The following is a 12,239-nucleotide window of genomic DNA, read 5'->3' on the forward strand; positions in this document are numbered from 1 at the left end:
TCGCCCCGTCTCTGGGGGGTAAGGCGATCCTTCGCAATCAACCGCATGCGAGGAAATCATGAAAGCGATCGTGTACAACGGACCTCGACAGGTCGGCGTCGAGGAAGTCCCGGACGCGCGCATAGAGCGGCCCACCGATGTCCTGGTTCGCATCACCACGACCAACATCTGCGGGTCGGACCTGCACATGTACGAAGGCCGGACCGACTTCGAGACGGGCCGCGTCCTCGGTCACGAGAACCTCGGCGAAGTGGTCGAGGTCGGATCGGCCGTCGACCGCGTCCGCGTCGGCGACGTGGTCTGTCTCCCGTTCAACATCTCATGCGGCTTCTGCGCGAACTGCGAAAAGGGCCTGACGGCCTACTGCCTCACCACCAATCCCGAGCCGGGCATGGCCGGGGCGGCCTACGGCTTCGCGGACATGGGGCCCTACAACGGCGGCCAGGCCGAGTTGTTGCGCGTGCCGTACGGCGACTTCAACTGCCTCGTCCTCCCGGACGACGCGAAGGAGAAGCAGAACGACTACGTGATGCTCGCCGACATCTGGCCGACCGGCTGGCACGCGACTCAACTCGCCCAGGTGGAGGCGGGCGACTCGGTCGTGATCTACGGAGCGGGGCCCGTCGGGCTGATGGCCGCCTACTCCGCCACGCTCAAGAGCGCGAGCAAGGTGATGGTCGTCGACCGCCACCCCGACCGGCTCGCCAAAGCCGAGGAGATCGGCGCGATCGCGATCGACGACTCCCAGTCGCCACCGGTCGATCAGGTCATGGAGCTCACCAAGGGCCTGGGCGCCGACCGGGGCTGTGAGTGCGTGGGCTACCAGGCGCACGACCCACAGGGGCACGAGCACCCCAACATGACGCTCAACGACCTCGTCAGATCGGTCAAGTTCACCGGGACCATCGGCGTCGTCGGCGTCTTCATCCCGTCGGACCCCGGCAGCCCGGACGATCTCTTCAAGCAGGGCGAGATCGCCTTCGACTACGGGATGTTCTGGTTCAAGGGCCAGATGATCGGCAACGGCCAGTGCAACGTGAAGCGCTACAACCGGAAGCTCCGCACGCTCATCCACGAAGGAAAGGCCCGGCCGTCCTGGGTCGTCTCGCATGAACTGAACCTGGACGACGCACCGGACGGCTACGAGCACTTCGACCGGAGGGATCTCGGCTGGACCAAGGTCGTCATCCATCCCGGCGAGCTCAACTGACACGCAGCGCCCGGACCACCGCCGCGATGGCGCACACCGTCACGGCGCCCGGAAGACCATGCCGGCATCGGCCAATGGCCGCGACCGCAGGCGATGACGGACTTCTTCGTCGAGTTCGAGGAGCGTGACGAGGACTACGACTGGCGAGCCGCCATGCTCGCGGTCATCGACCAGACCGCAGGCGCAAGGCTGACCAGTGAGTGGCTGGAGCAACCACATCCGTACACAACGGTCCGTATGCCCGAGGCGGCACGCTGACCCCTCGGGGGCTCGGCCGGGAAACGATCACGGCCATCTCGGGAAGCGATCTTCGAGCCACCTTCAGCGCCCCAGGCCAGACCTACTCGTGAACACCCCACCGCGGGGCCGTTCTTGAAACGGCTGGATTGAGGTTGACGGGATCCCGTCCGATCATAGTGATCGGGCGGGATCTTGTCGTTTCAGAGGTTGTGAGCCCACGTCCGGGCTGGGTACGGGTGTTATGGCGGCGACGGCCGCAGGCGTCCCTTTACTGAATTGTTCGTTCTTGCCCACGCTGGTTGGACGAGTAATCGGTAACCGGCCGGAGACGTTCACGGATTCAGCACGCCACGACCTTCGCGTACCTCGAACACCAGTTGAGTCTCCGTCCGCTGCACCACCGGGTAGATGGTCACGTGTTCCAGGATGAGATCCCGGAGTTTCTCCGGGCTCTCCACGGCGACGTGCAGGAGGAAGTCGTCATCGCCGCCCACGTGGAGAACCGTCAGCGCCCCCGGCGCCGCGACCAGCTTGTCGTAGAGGTTGCGGACGTGCTCTCGGTTGTGGCTTCCCAGGCGGACCTTGATGATCGCGTGGATCGGGTGGCCGAGCGCGCCGAGGTTGAGCCGGGCGTTGACGCTCGCGATGACACCCGACTGCCTCAGCGCGCGCACCCGATACGCGCATGTGGACTCGGCGACGCCCGCGCGGGCGGCGAGTGCGGCGTTGGTCATGCGGCCGTCCTCCACGAGCGCGGCGAGGATGGCCAGGTCGGTACCGTCGAGAGACGCCGGAGCAGGCTGCGGTTTCTTCGACGACAGGTCGGGCATGAGGGCTCCTTTTGTCGAATCTGCATTGATCCTGGCGAACAGCGCAAATTTCCACAATGGGCATTGAAATTCTCTGTGGATTTGCTCATCGTTGCGGCATGATTTCACCTCGGCTGCAGCTCGACTCCATCGCCGTCCACGCCGGCCGCGAGGACCTCGCCGAACTCGGCGTCCACGCGCTTCCCATCGATCTGTCCTCGACCAATCCGCTGCCGGACATCGAGGCAGGCGGCCTCTCATACGAGGCCATGGCCGGCGGGGGCACGCCGTACGCGGAGGGTGGAGCCGTCTACGGGCGGTTGTGGAACCCGACCGTGGCCCGATTCGAGTCGGCGTTGGCGCGGATGGAGCTCACCGAGGCAGCCGTGGCGTTCTCATCGGGTATGGCGGCGACCACCGCGGCGATCCTCGCGACGACGCAGGAGACCGGCCACCGCCACATCGTGGCGGTCCGGCCTCTTTACGGCGGGACCGATCACCTCTTGGCTTCCGGTGTACTCGGTGCCGAGGTGACGTTCTGTACGGCGGAGGGCGTCGCCGCGGCGCTCCGGCCGGACACGGCGCTGATCATGTTGGAGACACCTGCCAACCCGACACTCGACCTGGTTGACATCCGTGCCGTCGTCGAGGCGGCCCGCGGCGTTCCCGTTCTCGTGGACAACACGTTCGCGACCCCGATCCTGCAGAACCCCGTCAATTTCGGCGCCTCGATGGTGCTGCACAGCGCGACCAAGTATCTCGGGGGGCACGGCGACGTCATCGCCGGCGTCATCGCCTGCGATCAGGAGCAGGCAGCCGCGCTGCGCAGAGTCCGCGCCATCACGGGTGCCCTTCTTCACCCGCTCGGCGCCTACCTCCTGCACCGGGGGCTGGCCACGCTCCCGATCCGGGTCCGGGCGCAGCAGGCGAACGCCCAGCGCCTTGCCGCGTGGCTGAGCACCCACCCGAGCGTCTCCCGTGTGCATTACCCCGGGATCGCGGGGGATGCGCAGGGACTTCTCCACCGACAGATGAGGGGCACAGGGGCGATGATCTCGATCGACCTCCGCGGAGGTCTGGAGCAGGCCAGGCACCTCACATCGGCGGTTCGCCTGTTCACCCACGCGGTGTCCTTGGGCGGCGTCGACTCACTGATCCAGCATCCCGCGGCGCTGACGCACCGGCCCGTCGCCCCCGAGGCCCGCCCGCCCGCAGGCCTGGTCCGGCTTTCCATCGGGCTGGAGGACCACGAGGACCTGATGGCCGACCTCGACCAGGCCCTCGCCGCGCGCCGTCCGGCTGCGGCGCATGAGGACGCGTCGCACCGGTAGACCTCCGGTACCGAGAAGAACTGGATTGTCTCCATGCGCTACGACACGAGAGCCGCGTCTGAGGCGGCTCCGGCCCACACCGGCCTTCGGCCACCCATCGGTCTGACGGCCAGAGACGCCCAGCCGTACGACATCGCGACCCTGCGCGAGATCTCGCGGCGCGTCTTGTGGCTCGCCACGTCGATCGTCGACGCGACCAATCGGAGCCGGCCCAACGACACCGGAATCAAGGCGGGCGGGCACCAGGCGTCGTCGGCCTCGATGGTCGACATCATGGTGTCGCTCGGCCATCCAGCGGTCTACGTCGTCGGCGGACACGGGCGTCGAGGGCAGGGATCACGTGTGTGTTGGCGAGGAACGTCCGCGTCGTCACGGTCGCCTCGTCCCGCCCGCTGAGCCCGAACTTCAACCAGTCGCGTACGGCGTCGCCCACCGTGTAGTTGTGCGCCGTCGTGGTCAGGCCGTCGTCGTAGTCGCGGATGATCTCTTTGAGCTTGGCCTTGGCTTCGGTCTTGGTCTTGCCGCCGGCCTTCTTGACGATGCGCTTTCCTGCCGGGGTGTAGCCGACCGCCACCGAGGCGATCCAGCGCTCTCGCTGTTCGTCCCAGTGCAGGCCCGCCGTCTCACCGGCTGCGTCGTACGGTCATGATGCCCTCGCTTCCTGTTCGAGTAGTGCCACGTAATCGGAGATGGCCGAGGCCCCGCTGTTCACCGGTGAGAAGATCACCGCCAACCGGGATATCGCGATCATCCTCGGCGTCTGGAGGGGACATCCGGCCACCCACCGCCGCAGCATGTGGCACCGAGGCCACACCGCCCGCATCCACGGCGCCTCGGCCCGCCTGGAGATCAACTCCTACACCAACGCCGACATGCTGCCCGACTGGGACGACCCCAAGCGCTTCCACCAGTACCGCAAGCGGCCCGCGTTCTTCTACCAGACCCTCATCCGCGACCACGGCCCGATCCGCTGGATGACCCTGACCACCTCCCGCATCGCCTACGAAGACGAACGCGCCCGCCTGGGCATGGACTACGCCGAAGCCATCCTCATCATCCGCCGCACCGTGGCCGACCCAAACGGCCACCCGATCGAGGTCACCGAGGTCAAAGCCCCCGCCAACCGCTACGAGATCGGCTACAGCGCCGAACTCGCCGACGACACCAGCGCGGTATTCACCCCCGAAGAACTCGCCGACAACGGCATTGCCCTGACGATCTGAAAAACGCATGCTCGCTCGGTGTCTCCGCCGCTCAGCGTGGGGACACCAAAAACTCAATATGGATGTTGCAGTGATAGAAGGCGGCGTTGAGCGTTTTACTGGCCTAGTCTTTTTATTCTCTGGACATCGTCCGGTTTGGGCTCATGTGCTCTGCCGTCAGGGTGGACTTCCGGTGGAATCGGAACATAGGAGGTGCCGTCAGGGTTGAATTCGTGTCTGGCGAGCCATGAACGTCTCAGAATGGCTTTGAATGGCCGAAGGAACAGATAGGTAGATCCAATAAATACCAGCAAGGCCGAGAAGGGCGTAAAGACCATGTTCGACATAAACGACTGGAGAAACACCACGTACGGGCTCCAGAAGAGTACGACGAAGAACACATGCCGCTCAAAGAAGAACCGGCCTTGGGTATCGTCTCTGGCCCACCAGCGATACTCCCAGGGCACCTGGCTGCCCATCAGCCGGTAGAGAAACCAGTGCCCTACCGGCGGGTGCTCCCGCAGGCGCAGCATGAGCCCACCACGGAGCACGTCCAGGCTGTCGCGCAAGGCCGGGCCGCTCTGCCCCGGCTCGGCCAGATCCATCAGGGTGCCCAGGAGTTCGGCACCGCGGAACTCCCGGAAACGGGGCGGGTAGGCCAAGCGCATCAGCAACCGGCAGCGGCGCTCGTAGGCGGAGGCGGCGTCGGAACTCGTCACATCCCCATCCCAGGCTGGAGGCTCAAGCGACGCTGAGCGGTAGCGGCCAGGCGCGTCAGGCGGGCGGTCTCCTCGGTCAGCACCTGGCGACCGTGGCCGGTGAGGTCGTAGTAGCGGCGGTGACGGCCGGAAACGACCTCCTCCTTGACCACGATCACCAGTCCGTCGCCCGCCAGTCGATCCAGAGCACCGTAAAGGGTGCCCGCGCCGAGGCGTACCCGCTCTTCGGACAGTTCCTGCACTGCTTTGATCACCCCGTAGCCGTGGAGCGGGCCTTGGGAGAGGGCCAGCAGGATCAGGTAGCTCTGCTCGCGTAGTGCCATACCTGATATATATCGTCATTCGTACTATCGGTTCAAGAGCAACTACTACCAACGGCTCAGAGTTTTTTACTGGTTCAAAGCGGCAACGCTCCGCGCCGCCGCACGGCGCGGTCCACCCGCCGCCCGCCGCCCCTGGTGCGCGCTGCCGCCTGCCGTTCCGACCGCCGGCCCAACCGCTTCGCGGCCTCTTCGGGATGCCTTCGGCATTGCGCCGGCCGTCTCCACTCGGTGGTCATCAGGAACACCTCAATGGTGATGATCAAGGGCTCTGCCGCCCTGTCTCCGGTGCGCGGGTCTGGTGGCCCTGTGTTCCGGGTCAGGTTGCCACCGGATGACACGGCCACCTGATCACGGCCATCACCGGCCAGGTACGGCAACGCGACTACGAGGAGATATGTTGCCGTACCCAATCAGCGTTCATCGGGCGTCGCCCGTTTCCGGCGCATGTTTTCCGCGACTGCCCGGAGCGCGGTGGTGGAGCTGGAGCGGGTCATCGCGGCATCGGCCAGGCGGCCGAGGTTGCCCGGTTCGTACAGCATTCGGTGGCGTTCAGCGTCCTCCCAGGCCCTGATGGCCACCCCGATGTCCCCTGGCTTACCGGCTGCGATGACGACCTCGACTCGCTGATCTCTGCCGGTCGATGGCGGTGCTGGATGCGATCTTGAATCCGGATTGGGAGAGCCGCCGTCACATCGGGCGGGATCTCATCGTTTCCGAGGTCCTGTGGCCGCTGGGCGGGCTGATTTCGGCTCGTGCGGTGGGGCCCTGGCGGAGGGCGCCGGTGGTGGACCGCTGTAGGCGCGGGTGGGACCGGTCGGTGGGCGTGCGAAACCCAACGGTCGGGGTGGATCACTCATGAGGTGGTGGTCTGCTGTCCGCCCTGGGCGGGGCGAGGCCGTGCTCGTCAGGCGTTGCCGTGTCCTGAGGTGCGGGCTCGGGGCGGTCGTGGACTTGCCGCCGGCTGAGCAGGATGTGCTGGTTGGCCAGGCAGACCAAGAGCGCGGTCAGCAGTGTTCGGGCCACGTGGCCGTGCGCGAGCCGGTTCCTGGGGTCCCGAAACGCTGCTGTCAGGCCGGCGTCGAATTGAATTTCGCCGCGTGCTGGGTGGCCCATTGGGCGTAGGTGAAGGCGGGGCGCCCGGTGACCTCCTCGACGGTCGGCAGTACCTCCGCGGTCATACCGTCCATCGAGGCAAGCAAATCGAGGAGAAAATCGACGGCCGGCGGGGGCGCTCCTTGGAGTAGCTGCTCCCTGAATTGTTTCCTGGGCTGCTCCTCGAACCGCAACGGCCGCCCGATCGTCTCGCCGATGATCCTCACTCGGTCGATCTGGGTCAGCGACTGCGGTCCGGTGAGTATGTACGCCTTGCCGACATGCCGGTCGAGGAGGGCGCGGACGGCGACCGCGGCGATGTCGCGCGGGTCGACGGGGGCCGTCGCGGCCTGGCCGTAGGCTCCGCGTACGACTCCGCCATCGGCGATCTGATGTGCCCAGGCGAGGTCGTTGGTCATGAACGCGTCAGGGCGCACATAAGTCCACGGCAACCCCGATGCGGCGACGGCCCTTTCGAGTAGAAGGTGAGGAAGAAGAATCCGGCGAAGTTGCCGGCCGCCATGCACAGGACGGCCAGGTAGGCGCCGCCTCGCCGACGGTGCAGGACGACGCGGAGCGGCAGCAGTGCATGGGCGGTCCGCTTCTGGGACCAGACGAACAGGGCCAGGAGGATGAGCCCCGCCGCGAGGCCGGTCAGTGTCGAGCCCGCGTTCCAGCCATCGGATTCCGCCTGGCTGAACCCGAAGACCAGTGCCATGAGGCCTGCCGTGGCGAGGATCGCGCCGGTGACGTCCACCCGGGTGCCGCCATGATGGCGGGGCGCGTCGCGCACGGTGACGACGACACCGAATGCCGCGGCGGCCGCGATGGGCACGCTCACGAACAGGCTCCAGCGCCAGCCCGCGTAGTCGGTGAGCAGCCCGCCGAGGAGCAGACCGACACCGGAACTGCTTCCCATGACCGTGCCGTAGATCCCGAACGCCTTGCCGCGCTCGTCAGGCGTGGTGAAGGTGGTGCCGATCAGGGCGAGAACGGAGGGCGTGAACAGCGCCCCGGACACGCCCTGCAACGCCCGGGACGTGAGGATCATGGCCGGGTCGACCGCCATCCCGCCCAGGATCGAGGCGACCGCGAAACCGGACAGCCCGATCAGCAGGCACCGTTTGCGGCCGATCAGGTCCGACAGCCGGCCGCCGAGGAGCAGCAGCCCGCCGTAGCCGAGGGCGAAGATGGTGATCACCCACTGCCGTTGCGAGCCGGTCAGGCCCAGCTCCTGCTGAACGGTCGGCAGCGCGATGTTCATGATGGTGGCGTCCGCCGCGATCATGAGCTGCCCGACGGCTACCGCTACCAGCGCCCACCAGCGCCGCCGATCCGCTGTGGGGGGCGGCGCCAACTGACTGTGTACATCGGTCACCGCAGGTCGCGGAAGAACGTCCGTACGTCGTCGATGAAGAGTCCGGGCACCTCCATCGCGGCGAAGTGACCGCCGCGGTCGAACTCGGTCCAGTGCGTGATCGTGTACGTCCGCTCGGCGAGGGCGCGTATGGCAAGGGTGATGTCGTGCGGGAGGACGGCCACGCCCATGGGAGGCGGGCAGGGCAAGGGGCCGCCGGACGCGCTCTCACGGGTGAGGCGCGCCGAGGAGCCCGCGGTGCCGGTGAGCCAGTAGAGCATGACGTTGGTGAGGATGCGGTCGACGCTGATCTCGGATCGTGGATCAACCCATTCGGTGAACTTCTCGGCGATCCAGGCCAGCTGCCCGACCGGTGAGTCGGTCAGCGCGTACGCCAGAGTCTGCGGCCGGGTCGCCTGCAGCACCATGTATCCGGGTCGCTGGGCGAGGAACTGCTTGATCCGTGCCAGCCGGGCGCGGTCCTGCTCGGACAGGTCGTCCTCCTCGCCGTCCGGAGGCGGGGGCGTGGGCAGGTAGTTGACGTGTACGCCGATCACGTGGTCAGGGGCGACGGCACCCAACGTGCGAGAGATTCCCGATCCCCAGTCGCCGCCCTGAGCGCCGTACCGGTCGTAGCCGAGCCGTCGCATCAGTTCGGCCCAGGCTCGGGCGACACGGGATGTGCCCCAGCCGCGTTCCCGCGTCGGGCCGGAGAAGCCGAATCCGGGGATCGACGGGATCACGAGGTGGAACCGCTCGGACAGGGGACCGATCACGTCGAGGAACTCCACGATCGAGCCGGGCCAGCCGTGCGTGAGGATGAGCGGGAGCGCGTCCGGATCGGCGGACCGTATGTGCAGGAAGTGGATGTTCTGCCCGTCGATCTCGGTGGTGAACTGCGGGTACCGATTCAGCTCGGCCTCGTGCTCGCGCCAGTCGTACGTCGTGCGCCAGTGCTCGGCCAGTTCCTTCACTCGTGCCAGTGGGATGCCGTAGTCCCACTGGGCATCGGGCAGTTCGTCAGGCCAGCGGGTACGAGCCAGCCGGTCGGCCAGGTCGTCCAGGTCAGCCTGAGGGATGTCGATCCGGAAGGACTTAATCATGATCCTCTCCTTCGCTCTGAGGACGTTGACGTTAACCAGTACCTTTCCAACTGTCAACTTCACAACTATCAGAGTGTTTCTATGTCAACTTCCTGACCATAGGCTTGCCCGGAGAGGTAAGGCCTGTGCCTGATCAGCGGGAAGGCCGCGTGGACGAGGAGTCCGGGCCGCTGCATGAGACCATCGGTCACCTGCTACGCAGGGTCTTCGCCGGCTTGGCCGAGGCGATGAGGGACGGGGCGCGGTCTCGTGACCTCGTGGTGCTCGACATGTCGGCCGACGAGGGTCGTGCCGTGGTGAAGGCCATGCGTCAGGCCGTCGCCGACCGGGACGTCCGGCTCAGCGCTCCGCTGGCCTCGGCCGAACGGCAGCTGAGCTTTCCCCGTACGACAGCCACCGTCGCCTGCTGGCCAGTCAGGTGGGGGGCATGGACTGACGGGCGCGATGGCGGCGTACCGCATCCCGGTTGGCGCACGGCTGGGAGCAGTAACGCTGCCGTGCGGTGCGTGAGGTGTCCGCGAAGATCGTCTCGCAACCGGTGGCGGCACACCGTCCGAGCCGGTCCATGCCCCGGCTGACGAGGTGCATCGCCGTGCCCACGGAGATCAGCGCGAACAGCACCGCGCCAAGCGGCTGCAGGTCGTCGCGATAGTGCAGGTGCCAACCATGAGCGTGGTCGGTCAGTCGGGGGTAGGCGGCCGACCGGGCCAGCATCTCGTTGACCAACTCGGCCTTCGCGCGCTCGCCTGTGGCGTCGACGATGTTCGTCCAGGCGTCGATGACGGCGAGGGTCTGGTCGAGATCCGACGGTTCGACGGGGCGTTCCAGTACCAGACCGGCCGTGCGGCAGCGGTCGGCGAGTTCATCGGTGCTCGCCGGTGGGCGGTTCGCCAGTTCCGCGGCGAAGTTCACCACGTCCGCGCCGTAAGGGTTGAGATGCACAAGCTCATTACATCAGCCTGTACGTCATGACGCGAACAGCAACAGAGCATGACATTCCGGAACTCGTCCGCCTCCGGGCACTGCTCTTTGACGACCTCGGCGGCGACTTCTTCAACCCCGCGAACGCCGGTGACGACTGGCGCGACGCGCTCGCACGGGTTTTCAAGCAGAAGCTGACCGAACCCGACTGCCAGATCCTGGTCGTGGATGGCGACACCGGCCTGGCCGCCTGCGGCATCGGCACGATCGAACAGTGGTTCCCCGGCCCCCACTCCCGCAACGGGAGGATCGGCCACGTCATCGGCATGGTCACCGACCCGTCGTACCGGCGGCGTGGGCACAGCCGGGCGATCATGCTCGGTCTGCTCGATTGGTTCCGCGACCGCAACGCCGTACGGGTCGACCTCACCGCCTCCCACGAGGCGGAACCGCTCTACCGGCAGCTCGGCTTCTCCGACCACCCCGATCCCATGTTGTGCTGGAGGCCGTGAAGACATCGCAATACCGCTGGGTCATTCTGGGTGTCGCGACTTTCACTCAGGCCGCGGCCGCGTTTTCTGCCGGCCGGGCTCGCCTCGCTGGTCGCGCTCGGGTTGGTGCCCGTGGCGGACCAGGCCCGCGGCCCGGTCACCGCGGCCGAGGACTGCAACCCACGCGAGACGTGGACGGGCGAGCCCGAGGAACCCAAGCTCACCCAACCGTGTGGCACGCGGAACCTGCGCGCCCCGGCCGGCCTTACCTGTGATGGCCTGCCCTCTGCCCGTGAAAGACCCCGTTGCCTTCGGAGAGGGCGGTGTGCGGCTCGGCGGGGACCTCTTGGGCCGCACGTCAGTTCGGCCGCCCGAGATCGCGGCGGTGGGCGTCGATGCCGTCGAGTAGGCGTTGCAACCCGTACTCGAAGACCGCGTCCAGGTCGAAATCAAATGGTTCCCGCACCACGTAGCCGAGTCCGGGATTACCGGTTGACGACGTCCATCGGCGCAGGCCGTCCTGGAGGTTCATCCAGTCGTCCGCCGACATCCCGGTGTCCTCTTCTGCCTGTGCCTCCGCGAGACGGACCAACGCCATGCCGCGTACGTGCCCGAACAGGTTGATGTGCGTGCACAGCATGTCGTGCGCGTCGAACCCCATCGCGCGCAGTGTGCTGAGCGACCACTCGGCGATCGGCAGCACGTTGGGCATGATTTGCGGGCGGCTCAGCGAGAACACCTCGGCGGCCCACGGGTGGCGGCCGAAGACGGTCCAGAACAGGTGCGCGGCCGCTTCGAGGCGTCGCCGCCAGGCTGTGATCGGGATGTCGGGCAGCCTGGCGTCGGCGAACACGCTGTCGGCCATCCGCAACGTCAGGTCGTTCCTGTTCGGGACGTGGCGGTAGAGCGCCATCGTGGAGACGCCCAGGCCGACAGCCACCCGCCGCATCGTGACGAGCGGCAGCCCGTCGGTGTCGGCGATCCGTACGGCGGCCTCGACGATCTCGCGCTGGGTCAGCCCGGCGCGCCGTGCCCGCTTGCCGGTAGCCGGACCGGTCGTCCTGGCCGCCCGCTCGTCTCGACGCCGGACGATGGTCCCGCGGCCGGGGATCGTCTCGACCAGGCCCGCCTCGCGCAGGGCGCCGAGGACCTTGGTGGCGGTGGCCATCGCGACCCCCCGATCCCGGACGATCTGCCGGGTGGACGGCACCGGCCGGCCTTCCGCCAGTTGTCCGCTCCGGATGTCGCCGGCGATCTCGTCGGCGATGCGCAGATAGAGCGATCGGTCTGCCATGACTCTCCAGTGCACTAGTGCGGTCGCGAGCCGACGGATCCCTGTACTACCCCTCTGTTCTGCGGAATTGTGCGAAGTGCACTATCTCGCAGTAGTGCTGGGTGGTCGGCTTTCTCCGTCGCTGCGTACATTGTAAGCACCGCTCGG

General features: G+C 67.0%; 16 protein-coding genes. 5 read left to right on the forward strand and 11 right to left on the reverse strand.

The window, feature by feature from the left end; translation table 11 throughout:
* The first annotated feature begins 58 nt into the window (after positions 1-58).
* Both IG98_RS0136390 and IG98_RS51300 read left to right on the forward strand, forming a co-directional pair.
* On the forward strand, positions 59-1,210 hold the full coding sequence (locus tag IG98_RS0136390; RefSeq protein ID WP_030923131.1) for a glutathione-independent formaldehyde dehydrogenase: 1,152 nt from the start codon (positions 59-61) through the stop codon (positions 1,208-1,210).
* A 93-nt stretch (positions 1,211-1,303) separates the two neighbouring features.
* Positions 1,304-1,468: a hypothetical protein gene (locus IG98_RS51300; protein ID WP_157594724.1), complete on the forward strand. Its 165-nt coding sequence runs from the start codon at positions 1,304-1,306 to the stop codon at positions 1,466-1,468.
* A gap of 314 nt (positions 1,469-1,782) precedes the next feature.
* On the opposite strand, the gene IG98_RS0136400 is transcribed toward IG98_RS51300, so the two are convergent.
* Positions 1,783-2,280 carry an Lrp/AsnC family transcriptional regulator gene (locus tag IG98_RS0136400; protein WP_051753404.1) on the reverse strand — a complete coding sequence of 166 codons (498 nt, stop codon included), beginning with the start codon at positions 2,278-2,280 and terminating at the stop codon, positions 1,783-1,785.
* 98 nt (positions 2,281-2,378) lie between these two features.
* On the opposite strand from IG98_RS0136400, the gene IG98_RS0136405 reads away from it, so the two are divergent.
* Positions 2,379-3,590 carry a trans-sulfuration enzyme family protein gene (locus tag IG98_RS0136405; RefSeq protein ID WP_037972234.1) on the forward strand — a complete coding sequence of 404 codons (1,212 nt, stop codon included), beginning with the start codon at positions 2,379-2,381 and terminating at the stop codon, positions 3,588-3,590.
* 271 nt (positions 3,591-3,861) lie between these two features.
* Here the strand turns inward: IG98_RS0136405 and IG98_RS51305 are convergent, their stop codons facing one another.
* Positions 3,862-4,164 carry an Arm DNA-binding domain-containing protein gene (locus IG98_RS51305; protein WP_030923142.1) on the reverse strand — a complete coding sequence of 101 codons (303 nt, stop codon included), beginning with the start codon at positions 4,162-4,164 and terminating at the stop codon, positions 3,862-3,864.
* A gap of 115 nt (positions 4,165-4,279) precedes the next feature.
* On the opposite strand from IG98_RS51305, the gene IG98_RS0136420 reads away from it, so the two are divergent.
* Positions 4,280-4,813, forward strand: a complete 534-nt coding sequence (locus IG98_RS0136420) for a GntR family transcriptional regulator (protein ID WP_030923145.1) — start codon at positions 4,280-4,282, stop codon at positions 4,811-4,813.
* Between the two features lie 95 nt (positions 4,814-4,908).
* Here the strand turns inward: IG98_RS0136420 and IG98_RS0136425 are convergent, their stop codons facing one another.
* From IG98_RS0136425 to IG98_RS0136455, 8 genes are all read right to left on the reverse strand, one after another.
* Entirely contained in the window at positions 4,909-5,511 is a 603-nt protein-coding gene (locus tag IG98_RS0136425) for a hypothetical protein (RefSeq protein WP_030923149.1), read from the reverse strand.
* Positions 5,508-5,834, reverse strand: a complete 327-nt coding sequence (locus tag IG98_RS0136430; protein WP_030923152.1) for a PadR family transcriptional regulator — start codon at positions 5,832-5,834, stop codon at positions 5,508-5,510. The genes IG98_RS0136425 and IG98_RS0136430 overlap by 4 nt, the downstream gene beginning before the upstream one ends.
* 410 nt (positions 5,835-6,244) lie before the next feature.
* Complete coding sequence (locus IG98_RS51310; protein WP_157594725.1) at positions 6,245-6,412, reverse strand: hypothetical protein; 168 nt, start codon at positions 6,410-6,412, stop codon at positions 6,245-6,247.
* A 271-nt stretch (positions 6,413-6,683) separates the two neighbouring features.
* Positions 6,684-6,857, reverse strand: a complete 174-nt coding sequence (locus IG98_RS51315; RefSeq protein ID WP_157594726.1) for a hypothetical protein — start codon at positions 6,855-6,857, stop codon at positions 6,684-6,686.
* A 44-nt stretch (positions 6,858-6,901) separates the two neighbouring features.
* On the reverse strand, positions 6,902-7,345 hold the full coding sequence (locus tag IG98_RS0136440) for a Rossmann-fold NAD(P)-binding domain-containing protein (RefSeq protein WP_051753405.1): 444 nt from the start codon (positions 7,343-7,345) through the stop codon (positions 6,902-6,904).
* Entirely contained in the window at positions 7,342-8,304 is a 963-nt protein-coding gene (locus tag IG98_RS0136445; protein WP_245651868.1) for an MFS transporter, read from the reverse strand. Before IG98_RS0136445 ends, IG98_RS0136440 begins: the two co-directional genes overlap by 4 nt.
* Positions 8,301-9,386, reverse strand: a complete 1,086-nt coding sequence (locus IG98_RS0136450; protein WP_030923159.1) for an epoxide hydrolase family protein — start codon at positions 9,384-9,386, stop codon at positions 8,301-8,303. Before IG98_RS0136450 ends, IG98_RS0136445 begins: the two co-directional genes overlap by 4 nt.
* Positions 9,387-9,800: 414 nt before the next feature.
* Positions 9,801-10,328 carry a CGNR zinc finger domain-containing protein gene (locus IG98_RS0136455; protein WP_030923163.1) on the reverse strand — a complete coding sequence of 176 codons (528 nt, stop codon included), beginning with the start codon at positions 10,326-10,328 and terminating at the stop codon, positions 9,801-9,803.
* 26 nt (positions 10,329-10,354) lie between these two features.
* Here IG98_RS0136455 and IG98_RS0136460 point away from each other — a divergent pair, with 26 nt between their 5' ends.
* On the forward strand, positions 10,355-10,819 hold the full coding sequence (locus IG98_RS0136460) for a GNAT family N-acetyltransferase (protein ID WP_030923166.1): 465 nt from the start codon (positions 10,355-10,357) through the stop codon (positions 10,817-10,819).
* Between the two features lie 337 nt (positions 10,820-11,156).
* Here IG98_RS0136460 and IG98_RS0136465 read toward each other — a convergent pair whose 3' ends face one another.
* Positions 11,157-12,092 carry a TetR/AcrR family transcriptional regulator C-terminal domain-containing protein gene (locus IG98_RS0136465; protein ID WP_030923168.1) on the reverse strand — a complete coding sequence of 312 codons (936 nt, stop codon included), beginning with the start codon at positions 12,090-12,092 and terminating at the stop codon, positions 11,157-11,159.
* Positions 12,093-12,239: the final 147 nt, after the last annotated feature.

It is taken from the genome of Streptosporangium amethystogenes, assembly GCF_000721075.1.
Lineage (GTDB): Bacteria > Actinomycetota > Actinomycetes > Streptosporangiales > Streptosporangiaceae > Streptosporangium > Streptosporangium amethystogenes.

Bases quoted from the DNA above. Each gene is read 5' to 3' on its own strand.
- IG98_RS0136390 (WP_030923131.1), top strand. From the start codon at position 59: ATGAAAGCGATCGTGTACAACGGACCTCGACAGGTCGGCGTCGAGGAA.
- IG98_RS51300 (WP_157594724.1), top strand. From the start codon at position 1,304: ATGACGGACTTCTTCGTCGAGTTCGAGGAGCGTGACGAGGACTACGAC.
- IG98_RS0136400 (WP_051753404.1), bottom strand. From the start codon at position 2,280: ATGCCCGACCTGTCGTCGAAGAAACCGCAGCCTGCTCCGGCGTCTCTC.
- IG98_RS0136405 (WP_037972234.1), top strand. From the start codon at position 2,379: ATGATTTCACCTCGGCTGCAGCTCGACTCCATCGCCGTCCACGCCGGC.
- IG98_RS0136420 (WP_030923145.1), top strand. From the start codon at position 4,280: ATGGCCGAGGCCCCGCTGTTCACCGGTGAGAAGATCACCGCCAACCGG.
- IG98_RS0136430 (WP_030923152.1), bottom strand. From the start codon at position 5,834: ATGGCACTACGCGAGCAGAGCTACCTGATCCTGCTGGCCCTCTCCCAA.
- IG98_RS0136440 (WP_051753405.1), bottom strand. From the start codon at position 7,345: ATGACCAACGACCTCGCCTGGGCACATCAGATCGCCGATGGCGGAGTC.
- IG98_RS0136450 (WP_030923159.1), bottom strand. From the start codon at position 9,386: ATGATTAAGTCCTTCCGGATCGACATCCCTCAGGCTGACCTGGACGAC.
- IG98_RS0136460 (WP_030923166.1), top strand. From the start codon at position 10,355: ATGACGCGAACAGCAACAGAGCATGACATTCCGGAACTCGTCCGCCTC.
- IG98_RS0136465 (WP_030923168.1), bottom strand. From the start codon at position 12,092: ATGGCAGACCGATCGCTCTATCTGCGCATCGCCGACGAGATCGCCGGC.